The sequence below is a fragment of the Amycolatopsis sp. lyj-109 genome (assembly GCF_046548995.1).
GTDB lineage: Bacteria > Actinomycetota > Actinomycetes > Mycobacteriales > Pseudonocardiaceae > Amycolatopsis.
Genome location: NZ_JAJPWR010000054.1, coordinates 1 through 17,977 on the forward strand (window position 1 = coordinate 1; position 17,977 = coordinate 17,977).

The following is a 17,977-nucleotide window of genomic DNA, read 5'->3' on the forward strand; positions in this document are numbered from 1 at the left end:
ACGCGCACGAGGCAGCCGAGCTCGTCGGCGGCGGCTACGGCGCAGGCACCAACTGACTTACCGGCTTCCAACCACCCCTGAAGGAGAAACCATGGCCAACACCGTCAAGGTGACCGACGCGACGTTCCCTCGGGCATGTCCCGCCACGGCGCACCGGTGCGGGCACAGCGCTACTTCCAGGCCCTACGCCGGGCGGGAACGCCGGCCGAGATGCTGATCCTCCCCGGTGAGCACCACGAACTGCCCCGCCTGACGTTCGGAGCCTCGCGGTGGACCGCCGCGATGAGCTTGGGGCCCAGCGCGGTGGTGATCGCGTCGGGGGCGAGCACGCTTTCGGCCTGCTGCACCAGGTCGTGAACCTGGACCCTGATCGAGAGGGCGTACGGCGTCGGGGTCATGGTCCGGCCCGTCCGGACGAGGATCTGATCGCCGGTCACCCGGCGGATCCGGCCCAGGGCCCGGCTCATCGCCGGAGAGGACAGGTGCAGGCGGTCGCCGGCCGCGGCCACGCTGGTTTCCCGAGCAGCGCGTCGAGCGCTGTCCGGAGATTCAGGTCGAGTTGCCAACGAAGTGCCGACGCCATCGAGGAGTTCCTCGTCGGCTTGATACTGCGTTCGCGGTACCCGGTTTGTCTGCGTCCGTACGACGATGTCCCGCCGGAAAGCTGTGATCCTTCTCGGGACGGAGAAGATCCGAGGAGAAACCATGATCGAGGTAGAGAACCTCAAAAAGGCATACGGCGCCGAGAAATCCGTCGACGGACTCAGCTTCACGGTCAAACCCGGCATGGTGACCGGCTTTCTGGGGCCGAACGGGGCCGGGAAGTCGACGACCATGAGGGTTGTGCTGGGCCTGGACGCCCCGACCTCGGGTACGGCGAAGATCAACGGGAAGCGCTACACCCGGCACCGGGCGCCACTACGGGAGATCGGAGCGCTGCTGGAGGCGCGGGCCGTTCACCCCGGACGGTCGGCGCGAGACCACCTGCTGGCGGTGGGCAGCACGCACGGCAGCACGGCCAAGCGGGTCGACGAGGTGCTGGACATCGTCGGGCTCACCAAAGTGGCGCGCAAGAGGGTCGGCAACGTCTCCCTGGGCATGGGCCGGCGCCTGGGAATCGGGGCGGCGCTGCTGGGTGATCCGCACACCGTGATGCTCGACGAACCGGTCAATGGCCTCAACCCCGACGGCATCAAGTGGATTCGCACTCTGCTCAGGGACCTCGCCGCTGAGGGGCGCACGGTGTTCGTGTCGTCGCACCTGATGAGCGAGATGGCTCTGACCGCCGAGCACCTGATCGTCCTCGGCCGCGGCCGGCTCATCGCCGACGTGTCGGTCGCCGATCTCATCGAGTCGAGCGACCACGGGGTGCGCGTCCGGACGCCTCGACCCGACCAGCTGGTCAGCGGTTTGCAGCGGCACGGTGTGAAGGTCACCTCCGTCGAACGCGGACTACTCCACGTCACGGGGATGACCTCGGAAGCCATCGGGGTCCACTCGCTGCGAGCCGGGATCCCGCTGTTCGAACTGGCGCCGCAGAGCGCGTCATTGGAAGAGGCGTACACGGAACTGACCCGTGACGCCGTGGAGTACCAGGGCACGACGACCACATCTTTCGGAGAGGCAGCCTGATGAGCACGACGATCGAGAACCCTGCTGTGCCGAAGCAGGACAAGGTGAAGGCGAAGCTGACGTTCGCCGGAGTGTTGCGCAGTGAATGGGTGAAGGTGCGCTCGCTGCGCTCCAGTTCCTTCACGCTGGCCGGAGCGGCGGTCATCCTGGTCGCGATCGGCCTGATCTTCGCCGCGACGTTCGGCAGTGACAGCGACGGCGCGAACGGCGTGACCGACCCGACCGGGGTCACCCTGACCGGGGGCATGTTCGCCCAGCTGATCGTCGGCGTCCTCGGTGTCCTCACCATCTCGAGTGAGTACTCGACCGGCATGATCCGGTCGACGCTGACCGGCGTCCCCTCGCGGATTCCCGTGCTCGCGGGGAAGGTCGCGATCGTGGTCACCGTGGTCTTCCCGGTCATGCTGGCCAGTGCCTTCGTCGTGTTCTTCTCCGGGCAGGCGATCCTCAGCGGGAAGGGCTTCCCCAGCGCCAAGATCGGCGATGCCGGTGTGGTGGCGGCGCTTTTCGGTTCGGCTGTCACGATGACGGGTGTCGCTGTCATGGGCCTGGCGCTGGGTGCGCTGATGCGCAACACTGCGGCCGCGATTTCGACGCTGGTCGGCCTGGTGTTCATCGTGCCGGGGCTGGGCAGCCTGGTGCTGCCCGCGTCGTGGCGTGACGACTTCCTGAAGTTCCTGCCGTCGAATGCGAGCGACGCCTTCGCGCTGATCACTCCTCCGTCGAACCTCCTCAGTGCGGGCGCGGGCGCCGCGGTGTTCGCGGCGTGGGTGATCGTTCCCCTGCTGGCCGCGGCTGTCGGTCTTCGCGTCCGCGACGTGTGACCGAAGGCGGAAGCCGAGTGCGTCCACGATGGACCGGTTCCGTACGCCGAAGCGACGGATCCGGTCCTCGTGGACGCACTTGTTTCTGTGCGGTCCTTCCCCGTGGGTTCGTCTCTCGCGGTTCACAACCGAAAGGTGAGCGCCGGAATGACCTTCACCATCGACCTCGATGTCCGCGTCTCGATGCGGGACGGAGTCGAGCTGGCGACCACCGCCTGGACACCGGACGGAGCGGGCTCGTTGATCGGTCCGTGGGCACACGCGTACGGGGCGGATTCCGGAACGTTCCCCGATCGGTCGTTCGGCTTGGCCGGCAGGGTAAACAGCGCGGAGATCACCGCCGCCCCAGCTGCGGTTCTTCGATCGCGCGGTACGCGGCCCCGGGGGCGAACCGGGTGGAGGAGACCCTGGTCATCCTGGCCACCACGGCGTTCGGGGGAGCGATCCGGTTCGTGGCCATGCGCTGGTGGGTGCTGCGCCTTCGATGAGAACCGAGGGGACCGACGAGCCGCCGCGGTCACGGCAGGCCGGCGATGACGTCGGCGACGGCCTGTGGCTGCGAAAGGAACGGGTGGTGGCCCGACCGCAGCTCGACGACCTTGTCCGCCCGGCGGGCGAACCGGCGTTGCGCCGCCGCCGGTGTGCCCCGGTCCTCGGTGCAGACCATGTACGTCGTCGGCAGATCGTGCCACGCGACCGCGCGCACGGGTTCCTGGGTCACGGCCAGCGTCTGCCGGACCAGGCGGGCCGCCGCGTCACGAACGATGTCCGGGGAGCAGTCCTGGGCGAACGTCTCGGCGAACAGCTCGGGCCGGGCACCGAACGTGCCGCTCTCGGGAGCGAAGTCCAGGAACGGCGGCGGTGTGTCGGCGCCGAACGTCGACAGCGACTCGCCGGGCTCGGGCAGGTAGCTCGACACCAACACCAGGTGACGCACCGTCCCGGCACCCACGGCCGCCTCGGCGGCGACGATACCGCCGTAGCTGTGCGCCACGACGACGGTCGGTTCGTCTCCCTCGGTCAGAACGGCGCGCACCGCGGCGACGTCCTCGGCCAGCCCGGGCCCTTCCAGACCCGCCGGCCGGTCGCCCTCGCCGCAGCTCGGCAAGTCTGGGGCAACGCTGCTGATGCCCCGCTCCCGCAGGGCCGCGGCGGCCGGGTGCCACCACCATGATCCGTCACGGACGCATGCCCCGTGCACGAACACGACTCGCATGTCCACCTCCTTCGTCCAGGTCTTGAACCAACGGTAGACGTATCACCAGTTACGTGAAAAAGTGCGGCGATGGGACGGCACAAGCAGCCCGAGATCCGCGACCGGATCCTCGACGCGTGCGTCTGCCACGCGCTCGCCCACGGGCTCCCCGACCGCCTCGAGCCGTTGGCCACGGCGGCCGGCACGTCGACGCGCATGCTGATCTACCACTTCGGAACCCGGGACGCGCTGCTGCGGGAGATCCTGGAGCGTGCGCGGCAGCGGCAGCGCGACTTCTTCGGCGAGCTGGTGTCCGCGCGGCCGGACGAGCCCTATCCGGTCACTCTCGGCCGAGCGTGGCGGATGATGACCGGACCGGCCGGCCGGCCGTACCTCAGCATGTTCGGCAAGCTCCGGGAGGATGCCGAGCAGCAGCTCTGGCCGGGCTTCCGTCGCGAGTCCACAACGGACTGGCTGCAGCTGTTCGAAGACGGCATGCGGAGCATCGGCCGTCCCGAACTCGGCACCCTCGTCCTCGCGGTCGTCCGAGGGCTCATCTTGGACATCGAGACCACAGGTGACGCATCGCGAGCCGACCAGGCCTTCGACCACTTCCTCGCCACGCTCACGCCGGCGACCTGAGCCGCGGAGCCTCTCGTCAGGGGCGGACCAGGCCGGATCGGTAGGCGATCACGACGAGCTGGGCGCGGTCACGCGCCTGGAGTTTCATCATCGCCCGGTTCACGTGGGTCTTGGCGGTCAGCGGGGAGACGAACAGCTTGGCCGCGATCTCGTCGTTCGACATCCCGGTGGCGACCAGGGCGACGACTTCGCGTTCGCGCTGGGTCAGCACGTTCAGGCGTTCCGCGTCGACGGCCGTCGTGGCGGGACCGCCGCGCAGGTTCCGGACCAGTGCCTGGATCGCCAGTGCCGACAACGGCGCGTCCCCCTCGGCGACCTGCCGGATGGCGGCCAGCAGCTCGGCGGGTTCCACGCCCTTGCCCAGGAAACCGCTGGCGCCCGCGTGGAGCGCGCGCACGACGTGCTCGTCGACTTCGAACGTCGTGAGCATGAGCACCTTCACGCCCGCGAGGTCGTCATCCGCGGTGATGCGGCGGGTGGCCTCGATGCCGTCGAGCCCGGGCATGCGGACGTCCATCAGCACCACGTCGGCACGCGTTCTCCGGAGCACTTCGAGCGCCTCGCCGCCGTCGCCGGCCTCGCCGACCACCTCGAGGTCTGGGGCCGCGTCGATCAGGACGCGGAAGCCGGCGCGGATCAGTGCCTGGTCGTCGGCCAGCAGGACGCGGAGCTTCACGGGTTCTCTCCAAGCTGTAGGGGCAGGCCGACCCGGACGCGGAACCGGCCGTCCGGGACGCGGCCGGCTTCGACGGTGCCGCCGACCACGGCGGCCCGTTCCCGCATCCCGAGCAGGCCGAGACCGGTGCCGTGCCCGCGCGGTTCGGCCGCGGGTGGGTTGGTGACTTCCAGGAGCAGCGAAGACGGGGTGTAGCGCACCGAGAGCTGGGCGGTGCCGTTGCCGTATCGGTGCGCGTTGGTCAAGGCTTCCTGCACCACCCGGTAGGCGACCAGATCGGCGGTCGAGGGCAGCGGCTGGGCCGCACCGGCGAACGTGCAGTGGAGTTCGAGACCCGACGACCGGAACGAATCGATGAGCGACGGCAGCTGGGTGACCCCCGGCATCGGCTGGGTCGAGAGCTCCTCCGGATCCTCCGGCCGGCGAAGTACGCCCAGGAGGCCGCGCAGCTCGTCGAGCACGGCCCGGCTCGACCGGCGAACGTGCTCCAGTGCTTCGCCGGCCGCCTCGGGACGAGAACCGATCAGCTGGCCGGCCGCGCCGGCCTGGACGTTGATCACCGCGATGTGGTGTGCGACGACGTCGTGCAGCTCGCGCGCGATGTGCAGCCGCTCCTCGACGACGCGGCGCCGCGCTTCCTCTTCGCGGCTCTGTTCCGCGCGGACCGCGCGTTCCTTGAAGGCCGCGACGTACGCGCGGCGATTGCGCACCGCTATGGCGACCGCGATCGCCATGCCCATCACCGCCAGCCGGCCGAGCCCCTCCTGGGTCACGCCGGAGCCGGCGACCAGGATCACCAGGATGACCACCGCGAGGGAGGAGGCCGGGGCGGCCAGCAACCCGGCGGTCCACCGGTCGGTGCGGACGATGACGGTGTAGACGGCGATCGCCACCGGGATCAGGAACGGTTCCAGGTCGGCGCCCATGAGCACGGCCGGGACGGTGCCCAGTGCCGTGATGGCCAGTGTCCACATCGGCCACTTGCGCCGGTAGGCGAGAACGGCGAGGTCGGCAGCCAGCACGACGAGCACGGCTGTGGTCGGCGCGCCCGGGCCGTCTCCGGCCGGGTCGGTCGCGCTGACCACGTACAGCACGATGACGCCGAGGGCGTCGATGATGGTCGGGTACCGCTGCGTCACCGCGAGGATCCGTCCCATCACCGACGCCCCGGTCGGATCGGCTCCGGTCATGCGTTGCGCTTGCGTAGCAGGACAGCCGCGGCGATGAGCGGCACGAGCACCCAAGCGGCGAACACCGCGGCACCGGCTCCGGAGGTGAGCAGGTTGTCCCGGGCCACGACGCTGGTGAAGGCGTCACTCGCGTTGGAGGGCAGGAACTTCAGGACGTCGTCGCGCCAGGACGACGGCAGGACCAGGCTGCCGAGGCCGGGGATCAGGAAGTTCACCGCGACCAGCGTGGAGATCACCACCGCGGCGCCGAGCAGAGTGGATGAGCTCGAGCGCAGTGAGCGGAGCTTCACCCGTTCGCTGCGGAGCACGCCGCCGAAGGAGAGCCGCCAAGCGGTCACCTTCCGGTGGTGGCTGCGAGCGGTGGTTTGCAGCATTGCCGCGGACATCAGGCCGCCTCTCCGAGCGACGTGGCGCCCTGGTACTCGACGGCGTCACGAGTCAGTTCCGTGTACGCCTCTTCCAGCGACGCGCGCTGGGGGGTCAGTTCGTGGAGCGGGATCCCGGCCCGCAGAGCGCGGTTTCCGATGTCTTCCGCCGACATCCCCGTGATGTCGAGAAGGCCGCTGCCGGCGGAGGTCACGGTCGCGCCGTGCGGAGTCAGCTCGCGGACCAGGTCGGTGGCTCGCGGAGTGCGGACGTGAATGCCGCGGTCGGCGGTGGAGATCAGCTCGTCGACCGAGATGTCGGCGATGAGCTTGCCGCGGCCGATGACGATCAGGTGTTCGGCGGTCAACGCCATCTCGCTCATGAGGTGCGAGGAGAGGAAGACCGTGCGGCCTTCCGCGGCCAGGTCCCGGAGGAGCTGCCGGATCCACTTGATGCCGTCCGGGTCGAGTCCGTTCACCGGCTCGTCCAGCATGACGGTGTGCGGGTCGGCCAGCAGCGCGGCGGCGATGCCGAGCCGCTGTCCCATGCCGAGCGAGAAGTTGCCGGCCCGTTTGCGGGCCACGGCGGTCAGACCGACCAGCTCAAGTACGTCGTCGACCCGCCTGGCCGGGATGCCGTGCGTGCTGCCGATCGCAAGGAGGTGGTCGCGCGCCGAACGGCCGGGGTGCACGGCGCGGGCTTCGAGCAGGGCGCCGATCTCCCGCAACGGCGCGCGATGCTGCCGATAGGCCTTGCCGTTGATCTTCGCGGTTCCCGAGGTCGGGGCGTCCAGCCCCACGAGCATGCGCATGGTGGTGGACTTGCCGGCCCCGTTGGGCCCCAGGAACCCGGTCACGGTACCCGGCCGGACCGAGAAGCTGAGTCCGTCGACGGCCGTCTTCGATCCGTAACGTTTGGTGAGACCGAGTACCTCGATCATTTGTTCTCCCGATGCTTGTGCTTGTTCGTCTCACCAATGGTCGCCGGTCGGGCGCGGGAGATCGTCGTTCCGGCGCAGACGATCGAAGTACTGTATCCGCGGTACTCGACACTGCACGCGATTCGTTGCGCGCTCGATTGCGTGTGAGTAAATCGAAAGATGCGTGATAGTCATTCGCGCACGGACTGCGTCCGGTCGCGGAGGCGCCGCACGATCTCGAGCACCAGGCTGACGACGAGGCCGAGCGCGATGCCAAAGCGATTCCGAGCAGCTCGTCGTCTGGCCCTTGGCCGCGTACACGCCGGCCAGGGCGATCACCGGCTCGCTGGGTACCACGGGCAGAAACGCGTCGAGCACCGAGATCGCGAACAGCACGGCGTACAGCCACGGTGAGGAGATCAGCGACTCGGCGAGCTGCGCCCAGTCCATCAGCCGGCGTCGCTCGTCGGCCGGAGCCACAGGGAGAGTTCGATATCCCGGTCGGGGCTCGTCGAGACGTAGCGGCCGGGAGAGCGGACGTGGGCCAGATAGTCTTCCGCGCCGTGGGCGTTGTCGGCGACGACCACCGCATCCGGGCTCAGCCGCGGCTCGAGGAGCTCGGTGATCGTCCGGTACAGGGTTCCGGCGCCGTCCAGGAAGACGAAGTCCACGCGGTCGGGCAGGTCGTGAGCCAGGGTGTCGAGCGCGTCACCTTCGCGGATCTCGACGATCTCCGACAACTCGGCCTTTTCGAGCGTCCGCCGCGCCTGGGCGACTTTGGACGGCTCGAATTCGGTGCTGATGAGCCTCCCGCCGCCGTTGTCCTTGAGCGCTGCCGCCAGGTGCAGTGTCGAGTACCCGAACGAGGTGCCGAACTCCACGATGGTCCGCGCTCGCCGCGCCTTGGCCAGAACGTAGAGGAGATTCGCGGTCCTGGGTGACACCGCGAGGTGGATGTCCTTTGCCTTCGCGTACAGGTTCCGGTAGTCTTGGGTGTTTTCCCGCCATTCCTGGAGTTCGCTTTCGGGCCACTCGGACAGCCGTTTCCGGAATACCTCCATCGAGGCATCGGCGTCGGACTAGAGATCTTTGATGACGGCGGACAGCGGTTCCACGTCGAGTGATGTGCGCATGGTTGGTTTTCCGACACCGGGTCGGCCTCCTGTGACCAACATAGCGAGGAGGCTCGACCGTCTCAAATGCGCATTTGCTACCGGATCGATTTACCTGAACGCAATCCACGCGGGGTGGGCGGGGGACGTCAGCGGCTGCGGGGACCCGGAGGGTCGTTCAGGCCGGTGACGAGCAGATCGAACGCCTGGCGGAGGAGTTCCAGACCGCGAAGACCGCCGTCGGCCTCGACCAGTACCAGGTTCGCCGCTACGACGCCTGGTACCGGCACGTCACCCTGGCCATGCTCGCTCCCACCTACCTGGCCGTCACCGCCGCGATAGCCCCAAAAGCCCTGGTAGTGGCCTCGTTCCCAGCACGCTGGGCGAAGTCAAGCGGCTACTGGCGCACCTGATCACCACCCCGTTCGGCCGCCTCGCGACCTGGGCCTGGTCACGCTGGCGCCGACGCCATCAAAGGTCACCGTTTGCCGTGGCTGGTGGTCGTGAGTGGTAATTCGGGTTCTAACCCGAATTACCACTCACGACCAGCTGCGGCAGATCGGCAGGCCGGCGTCCAGGGTTGTCCTGCAGGCTGTCTTCGGCCGCACCGAACAAACGGTGGCCTCGTATTCGGTCGCGGCTCGGCACGGCGTCAGCTGGTGGACCGGGGCCGCGGTCGTGGTGTGCGCGGTCGCCGGGAACGTCGTGCAGGTGGTGCGGGAGCCGTTCCAGCTCACCACGGCCGTGCTCGTGCTCGTGGTGTTCCTGCTGGGCCCGGTGCCGGCCGGGTTGTGGATGCACCAGCGCGCCGCGCTGCTGGGCGTCCTGCGCGACCGCGCCGAGGAGGCCGAGCGCACCCGGACGCTCCTGGCCGACCAGGCCGTCTTCGCCGAACGGCGGCGGATCGCGCGGGAGATGCACGACGTCGTCGCCCACCGGGTCACGGCGGTCGCGCTGCAGGCCGGCGCGCTGTCGCTGCGCGCGCCGGATGAGAAGACCGAGCAGGCCGCCGAGACGATCCGGGCCACCAGCGCGGTGGCGCTCGACGAGCTGCGCGCCGTCCTGCGGGTGCTGCGCGACGACGCTCCTTCCGGGGGCGTGGACCCGGGCGTGCTCGCGTCGCTCGAGGACCTGGTGGCAGAGGTCGCGGCAACCGGGGCGCGGGTCGAGCTGACGCTGCCGGACCCGCTGCCCGCGGTGCCCGGCCAGGTCGGGCGGGCCGTCTACCGCGTGGTGCAGGAGTCACTGACCAACGCGGGCAAGCACGCGCCGCACGCGGCGGTCGACGTCCGGCTGGCCGTCACCGGCGACCGGCTGGCGGTCGAGGTGACCAACCGGCTCACCCCGCACGGCAGTGCCGTCCCGGGGTCGGGCTACGGACTGGTGGGCATGCGCGAGCGGGTGAAGCTGGCCGGGGGCGACCTGCGCACCGGTCCGACGGGTGACGGGCGGTTCCGGGTGCACGCGGAGTTTCCGGTCGGGGAGGGCATGTGACGGTCAAGGTCGTGCTGCTGGAGGACGAGGAGCTGGTCCGCAGCGGTATCCGGATGATCCTGGAGTCGGCCGACGACGTCGAGGTGGTCGCGGAGGACACGAACGGCGTGCGGGCGGTCGAGCTGACCGACCGTTACCGGCCGGACGTGGTGCTGACCGACGTCCAGATGCCGAAGGTGGACGGCATCGAGGTGGTCCGGCGGCTGGCTTCGCACCCGGCGGCGCCGGCAGTGGTCGTGCTGACGACGTTCGACGTGGACGAGTACGTGTATGCGGCCCTGCGCCTCGGCGCGGCGGGCTTCCTGCTGAAGGACACGCCGCCGCGCGAGCTGGTCAACGCGGTCCGGGTGGTGGCGCGGGGCGAGGCGATGCTGTCTCCGAAGATCACGAAGCGGCTGTTGACGGATTTCGCGTCCGGAGGAGGAAGTTTGCGGGCCCGGGAGCGGCTTTCGGAGCTGACGCCCCGGGAGCACGACGTGGCCGTCCACATCGGACGCGGGCTGAGCAACGCGGAGATCGCTCGCGCTCTCTTCGTGAGCGATTCGACCGTGAAGGTCCACATCGGACACATCATGGCCAAGTTGGAGGCGGCGAACCGCACCCAGGTGGCGATCCTGGTCCACGACGCCGGCCTGAGCTGACCAGATCGTGAGTGAGCATGTCTGGGCCTGGTCGTGCTTCTGCCGTCGACGACAACACCAACCCGCCTCAGTCACTACAAACGACGCGGTTACCTACTCACCTGACTGCCGTTGCGGTATCAGGCGTTCAGCGGGAGTTGCCGATCCGGCGAGCCCAGATCGTGAACAGGATGAAGGCCAGCGCCGGGAACACCGTTCCCGCCAGCAAGGCCGTCGTGATGCCTCCCACGCCGCCGCTGGCTGCGCTGAAGACGGTGGTCAGGGCGGCCAGGCCGACCGCCCCGCCAAGCTGCTGCGCGCCCTGGTTGAGGCTCGACGCCGCGGACAGCTGCTCGGCCGGTCCCTGGGCCAGCAGCACGCTGGTCAGCGGTGCGACGGTGAGACCGGCGCCGAGCCCCAGCACGACGAACGGGCCGAGCAGGCCGCCGGTGAAGGTGCTGCCGGAGTGGAGCTGGGACATCCACAGCAGGCCGAGGGTCAGCGCGGCCATCCCGGCGCCACCCGTGACCCGTTCGCCCCAGCGGGCCACCAGGCGGGGCACGACCACGTTGACGAGCACGAGAGCGGCCGTGAACGGCAGTACCACCAGACCGGTGAGCAGCGGGCTGTAGCCCAGCACGTCCTGGGTGAACAAAGCGGCGAAGTACAGGAAGCCGAACTGTCCCGCCGGGATCAGCAGCATCGCCAGGAACGGTGCCGCCGACCCCATCCGGCCGAAGAAACCCAAAGGCAGCACCGGACTGGGGTGCCGCCGCTCCGCGACGATCAGGATGCTCACCGCCAGGAGCGCGACAGCGAAGGAGCCGAGGGCCTTCGCGCTGCCCCAGCCATCGGATGCGGCGGAGGTCAAGCCGTAGACCAGCGCCGCCATCGCCGCGGTCGACGAGACCGCGCCGGCGAGGTCGAGCCGCGCGGAGGTCCGCGGCAGCCGTGGGACCGTCAGCCGCACGCCGGCCAGCACGAACAGGCCGAGCGGGACGTTGACGAACATGACCCAGCGCCAGCCGAGCGTGGTGGTGAGCGCCCCGCCGAGCACCAGCCCGATCGCGGCACCGCTGCCGAGCGCCGCGACGAAGAAGGACATCGCCCGCGACCGCTGCACGCCGGGTTCGGTGATCCCCGTGATCAGCACCAGGGTGCTCGGTGCGGCCAGTGCCGCGCCGACGCCCTGGACGGCTCGTGCGGTCACCAGGATCCCCGGGGATGACGCCAGCCCGCCGAGTACGGACGCGGCGACGAAGATCGCCGTTCCGAGCAGCAGGGCGCGGCGCGGTCCGATGATCGCGCCGATCCGGCCGCTGAGCAGGACCAGGCCGCCGAAGACGAGCGAGTAGGCCGTGATGACCCAGCTCAGCCCGGCGGCGGAGAACCCCAGTGCGGATTGGATCTGGGGCAGCGCGACGTTCACGACGCTGGTGTCCACCGACAGCACCAGTTGCAGCAGACTCAGCATCACCACACCGGCCCACGGCATCGTCGCCCGGCGGCTCGAGCCGGTCTCAGCAGGTCCTAAATCGGAAAGGGTCATCTCGTCCTCGCAGTTCTTCGGCCTCGTCGTACTGGACCGACTTTGCGGGCGAAGGCGAGATGACAGCAACGCTTGTTGCCACTTCCGCAACGAAGGTGTGGTCGCCGAGCTGGATGTTCGTACATTCCGCCGGCGGCCTCGATGCGAGGCCCGCCAGTGGCGAAGGAAGCGTGCGCCTTGGGTGCAGCGGTACTGCTCGGCCGGGTTGTCGGCGCCGCGCTCGGTGCGCTCGGGAGCGGAGGTTCCGTGCTGGCCGTTCCCGCCCTGGTCTACCTGCTCGGGCAATCGGCCGGCCAGGCGACCACCGGGTCCTTGCTGATCGTCGGGCTAGCCGCGATCGCCGGGGTCGTCTGGTGGTCTTGGTCGCTGCGGTTACCACCTGGCGGGGAAAACTCCTCGCCTGCGGGTGACGGGCCGGCCCGGGGCTCGGGAGTTCGGGTCATCCTGGCCGGGTTCTCTGTCGGGGTGCGACAGCCGTCGGTACGTCCCTGGCGGTGATCGCCGCGAATTCGGCCACGGCCTTGGTCACCCACCTCGATGGCGGCGCGCCCGACTGGGCCGTGGTGGCTCCGTTCGCCGGTGCCGCGGTGGCAGGCTCCCTCGCGGCCGGCTGCTGGACCGGCGCGCTTTCGGACTCGTTCTGCGGCGGGCGTTCGCGATCCTGCTGGGCGCCCTCGGCGGATTCGTCTTCGTGAGTCCGCTGTCCTCGTGACGGCACGGTTCACAGGTTCGGGGGTATTTGCCAACCTCGCAACTTACGTTGCCGGTGTGCGGTGACTTCCCGACCATGGCCCTGACAACCCGAACCGGAAGGTGAAGCCGTGCCGAAGAATGATGTGAAAGACGTGGAGACCTACCTCGCCGACTGGCGTGCGTGGCGGGCCGGCTGGGAGCAGTGGCTGAGCCGGCCGTTCGGCTGGCTGTCCGCCGTGTCGATGAGCTGGCTGGACGAGACTCCGCGCGCCTACGACGGAATTCCCGGGTTGTGGTGGCACGAGGGTGACGACGTGCACATCGATCCGCAGGGCGCCGAAATGTCCTACGGCGACGAGAAGTTCACGACCGAGAAGACCTTTTCGCTCGTCGGCGTCGACGACGAGGCGCGTGTCGTCGCCGGTGACGTCGAGGTGGGCATCACCTACCGCGAGCTGTACATGATCGTGGGCTACGAGCTGGATACGCCGAAGCGCCGCGACTTCAAAGGCGTGCCCACCTTCGAGCCCGGCCCGGAGTGGGTGCTCACCGGCCGGTTCGAGCCGCATGACGAACCGCAGTCGGTCGTCTTGGACAGCGTGGGCTGGCGGCGCCACGAACACGACACCCCCGGTGTGGTCCGGTTCGAGTACGGCGGCGAGGAGCACGAACTGCTCGTGCTCCAGGGCGCCGCGGGCATGAACACGGTGTTCGCCGACGCCACCAGCGGTGTCACGACCTACCCGCTGTGCCGCGCGCTGAACATCGACGCTCCGGCCGCAGACGGCACGGTCACCCTCGATTTCAACCGTGCGTACAACCTGCCCTGCGCGTTCTCGGACTTCGTTCCCGTGTGCCCGGCGGCACCGCAGCGCAACCGCCTGCCGTTCGCGGTCGAGGCAGGGGAGAAGATCCCCCGGGAAAAGAAGATGTGACCGCAGGCGATGTCTCTCGCGGCCCGGCCGATCCCAGGATCGGCCGGGCCGGTTTTGCGAGGGCGGCTGGTGGTGTCCACCCGCAGTGGCGCAGAGCACACGGCACGCCGGGTCCTGGTGACCACCGGACTGGTGGATCGCGATCGAGCACCCGCCGGTCGCTCGCCGAGCGCCGGACCGCCGGTTCGATGTCGTACGAGCGCACGTCGTAGGGGTAACCGTGGAGCAGGATGATCGGAACTCCGTCCGGCGGGCCCGCTTGCTCGTACGCGATGTCCAAAGTGCGGTTCTGACGCGTCCTGCCGACGTGCAGCCCATGAGCCGATCGTGGCACACCGGGCACCGGAGGCAGTCGATGTTTACCTCCGAGGGAATTGGTTCGGCGCGGCGACTGCCGCACACTCGGACCATGACCAGTTACCAGATCCACACCGCCGACACCGCCGCCGAGGCCGCGAAGGAGCCGCTCAAGGTCCTCGAAGGCGCGTTCGGGTTCGTGCCCGCCGGGGCCGGGCTCATGGCAAACTCGCCGGCGCTGATCAACACCTTCTTCTCCGCCTTCGGCCACTTCCGGGGCGGCGGCACGTTCGGGCCCGACGAGCGGCAGGTCCTGCTGCTGTCCAACGCGGTCGCGAATCGCAGCGAATGGGCGGTGGCGTTCCACACCCTGGAGTCGCTGCAGGACGGCGTCGAACCGGCCGTGGTCGAGGCGATCCGCCAGGGCGAGGTGCCCGGAAACCGGCGGATGGCGGCACTTTCCACGTTCACCCGGTCACTGATCGAGAAGCGAGGCCACGTCGACGACGCCGAAGTGGTGGCGTTCAAGTCGGCGGGCTTCACCGAAGAGCAGGTGTTCGAGGTGATCACCGCGGTGGCGATCTCGGCGATGACGAACTACACGGCCAACTTCACCTGGCCGCCGCTGGAGGACGCGGTGGCGCCGCACGTCTGGAAGGCGGGATACTCGGCTGGTGCCTGACGTCGGTCCTTTGCTGAAACACTGGCGCGGTGCCCGGCGGTTGAGCCAGCTGGCTCTGGCCGTGGAGGCCGCTGTGTCGGTCCGTCACCTGAGCTTCGTCGAAACGGGGCGGGCGAACCCGAGCCGTGCCATGGTGCTGAAGCTGGCGGAGGTGCTCGACGTCCCGCTGCGTGAGCGCAACACCCTGCTGCTCAGCGCCGGATTCTCTCCTGAGTACCCGGAGTCCGCATTGGACGCACCGGCATTGGCCGCGGTGCGGGAAGCCCTGGAGACGGTTCTCGCCCAGCAGGAGCCGTTCCCGGCTCTGGTGATCGACCGCAGCTGGGATATCCGGCACACCAATACCGCCGCCCGCCGGTTCTTCGCCTACCTCCAGGACGGGCAACCGGGGAATCCGCCGGGGCCGGCGAACGTGCTTCGCCGGATGTTTCACCCGGACGGGGTGCGACAGCACGTGACGAACTGGCTGGAGGTCGCCGAGGCCTTGGTGCGACGTGCGCGGCGGGAGGCGATCGGCGGGGCCGTCGACGAGCGGGCCCAGCGGATCCTCGACGAAGTGCTGGACTATCCGGGGGTGCCTTCGCACCTGCGGGTGGTGGACGTGACCGCGCCGGTCCTCCCGATCGTGCCGATCCGGTACGAGCGCGGTGACCGGCGGTTCGAGTACTTCTCGATGGTGACCACCCTGGGCACACCGCAGGACGTGACGCTGCAGGAACTGCGGATCGAGTGCTTCTTCCCGATGAACGACGAAACCAGGGAACACGCCCGTGAACTGGCCGAGCGTTCCGGAAAATGACCGGGGTGGCTGCCTCCGGGCGGAGCAGCCACCCCGCTTCGTCACCAGCCGAGGTCGACACAGGGGCTGGCCGTGGAACGGAGAGTCCTCCACGGACACCAGGGGTACGCCCGCAGCCCGGGAAGCGCCTTGGCCTGCTCGTAACCGGTCTGCGGGTCGAACGCACCCTGGACGACCAGGACCTTCTTCGCGGCTTCCGGCGCCAGGTTCGGCAGCGCCTGGCGCGGCGCGTCGGACCAGAAACCGCACACCTCGCTGAGGCCGTGGTTCCAGCCGAAGAGGGGTATTCGGGGCACTGCCGGTCACTGAGCCGCTTGTACCAGGCCGCCGGCCTGGTCGGCTGGTCACCGCAGGCGACGGCGAACCGGGTGCCGGTGATCTCGGTGTATCGGGTTCCAGGTTTCGGCAGCGTCTCCGCGCCCTTCGCGACAGTGAGCTGCGTTGCCGGCACGCCGAAGGCCGTGCGACCAGTGCGCCGGCTGCCGGCCAGGCTGGCGGCCGGCGCCGGCGTGGGGACCTACTTGGCCGGTGCCACGCCGAGCCGGCCGGCGACTCCGGTGGTGATCGCGCTGGTACCGATCTCCGTACCCGGCTTGAGCCACGGGAAGTCCGGCTCCGCGCCCGCGACCTGCCGCTCGCCGATGAACTGCCCGGTCACCGGATCGATGATCAGCTGCCGGATCGCGTGGCGGTCGGCGAGACCGAGTGCGACACCCTTGCGGCCGTCGAGGTTCGTCTCCGCCGCCAGCACCTTTATACCCGGGATCTTCCCCAGCGCCCGATACCACTGTGCGCGCAACCCGGCCGGCATGAGCCCGGTCCGGAGGACCTGAATGCCGACGTCGAACAGCGCGGACGGCGTCGAGCTGTGCCCCTTCGTCAACGTCTGCAGCTTCGCGTACAGCGCCGCTGGGTCGTGCGGAAGCTTCGTGTAGAACGCGAAGCTGTCCCAGTCAGTGGGGTCGTCGCACTTCTTGGCCGGCTTGGCGTCTGGAAAGAAGTTGCCACATCGACCCTGCCATTGGCCTTGGTCTTCCGATGTCACCGGCGGTTCCGGCGCCTGCGCCTGCGGCACGGTCCCGCCGAGGAACTTGCCGGTGTTCAGGATCTTGCGTGTCTCTTGCCAGACCTCGTGCTCGTCGGCCGGGATCCAGCTCTGGATCTGCTTCTCCCAGAGGTAGGTGTAGCCGGTCTCGCCGATTTGCATGGTGCTCGTGAACCACGCGTGCTCGTTGACGTACCGGAACTGCCCGGGGCCGACCGGTTGGTCGGCCGCGCCGACGCTGAGGTCGGCCGCCCGATCCAGCACCTGCGTCGCCGACATCAGCTTGATGTCCGGCCAGTTCGCAGCCGTATTCTCGGTCGGGTTCACGCTCTGCGCCGGAGCCGCGGCTGTCGAGACGTCGGCCGGCTTGGATGACCCGGCCTGCACGACAACGAACGTCACCGCGATCACTCCGACGACGGCGGCAGCGACCGTCAGGGCGTACCGGCGGGCTCGCATGGGCCGTCGGGGAACACTGGAGTTTTCGTCGGGCTCCGGCACGGTCTCTCCTAGGTGGGGAGGGCAATGTCTGTAGGCGGGTGGCCGACGCGGTCCGGACGCACTCCGTACCCGCAAGCACGGCGAACGCCTCGGCGACTTCGGTCGGTTCGAACTCGGCTCAAGACGTGAGCTGCAAACAAGACCGTTCTGCGCGGACAGCGCGGTGAACCGCCGGTCAGCGAAGCTCGACGATATCGATAGACCGGTGGTTACCTGCAAGGGCGATTGCTTTCCAAAGGGAAGTGCGGGGACTCCACGCGACGGTGCCTGGAGGATGGGCGCCGCTGGGCGAGTTCCGCTCCGGACCTGCAGACGCGTTGATGAGCTGCGCGACGGTGCGGGGACTCCGCTTCGGCTTTGGACTGGCGCCCGGCTTGAACGTCCGGGCTGAGATTCGTCGGCATCCGCCTCGTGCACGACGGCCGGGAGGCGGTCGAACGGCGAGACTTCGGGTGGCCGTCCGACGCCGTTCCAGGCGGCCCCACGTGGCCAGCCGGATCAGGTCGGGGCGGCGCAGGTACTCGTCGTAGAGGCTGCGGCACCCCAGCACGTTGCGGAACAACCGGGGCGAAGTCAACCACTGTCAGTTCCTTTCGGGTAGTAGGAACCCTTGTGGGTAACTAACTGGGCAGCGATAAGGTCCGGCAGGACCGCTAGTACTGCAGGGCGAGATCTTTGTTCGGTGCGGCCGAAGACAGCCTGCCAGGACAATCCTGGACGCCGGCCTGCCGGTCTGCCGGTCTGCCGCGGCTGGTCGTGAGTGGTAATTCGGGTTAGAACCCGAATTACCACTCACCACCACCCGC

20 protein-coding genes are annotated in these 17,977 nt (G+C 69.0%); 8 read left to right on the forward strand and 12 right to left on the reverse strand.

The window, feature by feature from the left end; all coding sequences use genetic code 11:
* Nucleotides 1-170 precede the first annotated feature (170 nt).
* Nucleotides 171-509, reverse strand: a complete 339-nt coding sequence (locus ACLJQF_RS48440) for a LysR family transcriptional regulator (RefSeq protein ID WP_410617421.1) — start codon at nt 507-509, stop codon at nt 171-173.
* A gap of 196 nt (nt 510-705) precedes the next feature.
* Between ACLJQF_RS48440 and ACLJQF_RS48445 the strand changes: the two genes are divergently transcribed.
* The gene (locus ACLJQF_RS48445) at nt 706-1,632 is read left to right on the forward strand and encodes an ATP-binding cassette domain-containing protein (protein WP_410617422.1); all 927 of its coding nucleotides are present in this window, start codon (nt 706-708) and stop codon (nt 1,630-1,632) included.
* Complete coding sequence (locus ACLJQF_RS48450) at nt 1,632-2,456, forward strand: ABC transporter permease (protein ID WP_410617423.1); 825 nt, start codon at nt 1,632-1,634, stop codon at nt 2,454-2,456. The genes ACLJQF_RS48445 and ACLJQF_RS48450 overlap by 1 nt, the downstream gene beginning before the upstream one ends.
* A 517-nt stretch (nt 2,457-2,973) precedes the next feature.
* Here the strand turns inward: ACLJQF_RS48450 and ACLJQF_RS48455 are convergent.
* The gene (locus tag ACLJQF_RS48455; RefSeq protein ID WP_410617425.1) at nt 2,974-3,672 is read right to left on the reverse strand and encodes an alpha/beta hydrolase; all 699 of its coding nucleotides are present in this window, start codon (nt 3,670-3,672) and stop codon (nt 2,974-2,976) included.
* Nucleotides 3,673-3,741: 69 nt separating this feature from the next.
* Between ACLJQF_RS48455 and ACLJQF_RS48460 the strand changes: the two genes are divergently transcribed.
* Nucleotides 3,742-4,293, forward strand: a complete 552-nt coding sequence (locus tag ACLJQF_RS48460; RefSeq protein WP_410617426.1) for a TetR/AcrR family transcriptional regulator — start codon at nt 3,742-3,744, stop codon at nt 4,291-4,293.
* A gap of 16 nt (nt 4,294-4,309) precedes the next feature.
* On the opposite strand, the gene ACLJQF_RS48465 is transcribed toward ACLJQF_RS48460, so the two are convergent.
* The 7 genes from ACLJQF_RS48465 to ACLJQF_RS48495 form a co-directional block, all read right to left on the reverse strand.
* Nucleotides 4,310-4,969 carry a response regulator transcription factor gene (locus tag ACLJQF_RS48465; RefSeq protein ID WP_410617427.1) on the reverse strand — a complete coding sequence of 220 codons (660 nt, stop codon included), beginning with the start codon at nt 4,967-4,969 and terminating at the stop codon, nt 4,310-4,312.
* Nucleotides 4,966-6,159: a sensor histidine kinase gene (locus ACLJQF_RS48470; protein ID WP_410617429.1), complete on the reverse strand. Its 1,194-nt coding sequence runs from the start codon at nt 6,157-6,159 to the stop codon at nt 4,966-4,968. The genes ACLJQF_RS48465 and ACLJQF_RS48470 overlap by 4 nt, the downstream gene beginning before the upstream one ends.
* On the reverse strand, nt 6,156-6,497 hold the full coding sequence (locus ACLJQF_RS48475) for a hypothetical protein (RefSeq protein ID WP_410617430.1): 342 nt from the start codon (nt 6,495-6,497) through the stop codon (nt 6,156-6,158). The genes ACLJQF_RS48470 and ACLJQF_RS48475 overlap by 4 nt, the downstream gene beginning before the upstream one ends.
* 47 nt (nt 6,498-6,544) lie before the next feature.
* Entirely contained in the window at nt 6,545-7,465 is a 921-nt protein-coding gene (locus ACLJQF_RS48480; RefSeq protein ID WP_410617431.1) for an ABC transporter ATP-binding protein, read from the reverse strand.
* 30 nt (nt 7,466-7,495) lie between these two features.
* A complete protein-coding gene (locus tag ACLJQF_RS48485; protein WP_410617432.1) occupies nt 7,496-7,894 on the reverse strand; it encodes a hypothetical protein in 399 nt (132 codons plus the stop codon).
* Nucleotides 7,894-8,505 carry an O-methyltransferase gene (locus ACLJQF_RS48490; RefSeq protein WP_410617433.1) on the reverse strand — a complete coding sequence of 204 codons (612 nt, stop codon included), beginning with the start codon at nt 8,503-8,505 and terminating at the stop codon, nt 7,894-7,896. Before ACLJQF_RS48490 ends, ACLJQF_RS48485 begins: the two co-directional genes overlap by 1 nt.
* A 200-nt stretch (nt 8,506-8,705) precedes the next feature.
* A complete protein-coding gene (locus ACLJQF_RS48495) occupies nt 8,706-8,846 on the reverse strand; it encodes a hypothetical protein (RefSeq protein ID WP_410617434.1) in 141 nt (46 codons plus the stop codon).
* A 328-nt stretch (nt 8,847-9,174) separates the two neighbouring features.
* Between ACLJQF_RS48495 and ACLJQF_RS48500 the strand changes: the two genes are divergently transcribed.
* Both ACLJQF_RS48500 and ACLJQF_RS48505 read left to right on the forward strand, forming a co-directional pair.
* Nucleotides 9,175-10,050, forward strand: a complete 876-nt coding sequence (locus ACLJQF_RS48500; RefSeq protein ID WP_410617436.1) for a sensor histidine kinase — start codon at nt 9,175-9,177, stop codon at nt 10,048-10,050.
* Nucleotides 10,047-10,691: a response regulator gene (locus tag ACLJQF_RS48505; RefSeq protein ID WP_410617437.1), complete on the forward strand. Its 645-nt coding sequence runs from the start codon at nt 10,047-10,049 to the stop codon at nt 10,689-10,691. Before ACLJQF_RS48500 ends, ACLJQF_RS48505 begins: the two co-directional genes overlap by 4 nt.
* 127 nt (nt 10,692-10,818) lie before the next feature.
* Here the strand turns inward: ACLJQF_RS48505 and ACLJQF_RS48510 are convergent, their stop codons facing one another.
* Nucleotides 10,819-12,144 (reverse strand): MFS transporter, encoded by a 1,326-nt coding sequence (locus tag ACLJQF_RS48510; RefSeq protein WP_410617439.1) that lies wholly within the window; start codon nt 12,142-12,144, stop codon nt 10,819-10,821.
* 896 nt (nt 12,145-13,040) lie between these two features.
* On the opposite strand from ACLJQF_RS48510, the gene ACLJQF_RS48515 reads away from it, so the two are divergent.
* The 3 genes from ACLJQF_RS48515 to ACLJQF_RS48525 all read left to right on the forward strand — a co-directional run bounded on the left by ACLJQF_RS48515 (nt 13,041) and on the right by ACLJQF_RS48525 (nt 15,625).
* On the forward strand, nt 13,041-13,847 hold the full coding sequence (locus ACLJQF_RS48515) for a DUF1684 domain-containing protein (protein WP_410617441.1): 807 nt from the start codon (nt 13,041-13,043) through the stop codon (nt 13,845-13,847).
* Between the two features lie 409 nt (nt 13,848-14,256).
* Nucleotides 14,257-14,826 carry a carboxymuconolactone decarboxylase family protein gene (locus ACLJQF_RS48520; RefSeq protein WP_410617442.1) on the forward strand — a complete coding sequence of 190 codons (570 nt, stop codon included), beginning with the start codon at nt 14,257-14,259 and terminating at the stop codon, nt 14,824-14,826.
* Entirely contained in the window at nt 14,819-15,625 is an 807-nt protein-coding gene (locus tag ACLJQF_RS48525; RefSeq protein WP_410617444.1) for a helix-turn-helix domain-containing protein, read from the forward strand. Before ACLJQF_RS48520 ends, ACLJQF_RS48525 begins: the two co-directional genes overlap by 8 nt.
* 41 nt (nt 15,626-15,666) lie before the next feature.
* Here ACLJQF_RS48525 and ACLJQF_RS48530 read toward each other — a convergent pair whose 3' ends face one another.
* Nucleotides 15,667-15,921 carry an alpha/beta hydrolase gene (locus tag ACLJQF_RS48530; protein WP_410617445.1) on the reverse strand — a complete coding sequence of 85 codons (255 nt, stop codon included), beginning with the start codon at nt 15,919-15,921 and terminating at the stop codon, nt 15,667-15,669.
* 221 nt (nt 15,922-16,142) lie between these two features.
* Nucleotides 16,143-17,171: a CU044_5270 family protein gene (locus tag ACLJQF_RS48535; protein WP_410617447.1), complete on the reverse strand. Its 1,029-nt coding sequence runs from the start codon at nt 17,169-17,171 to the stop codon at nt 16,143-16,145.
* Nucleotides 17,172-17,977: the final 806 nt, after the last annotated feature.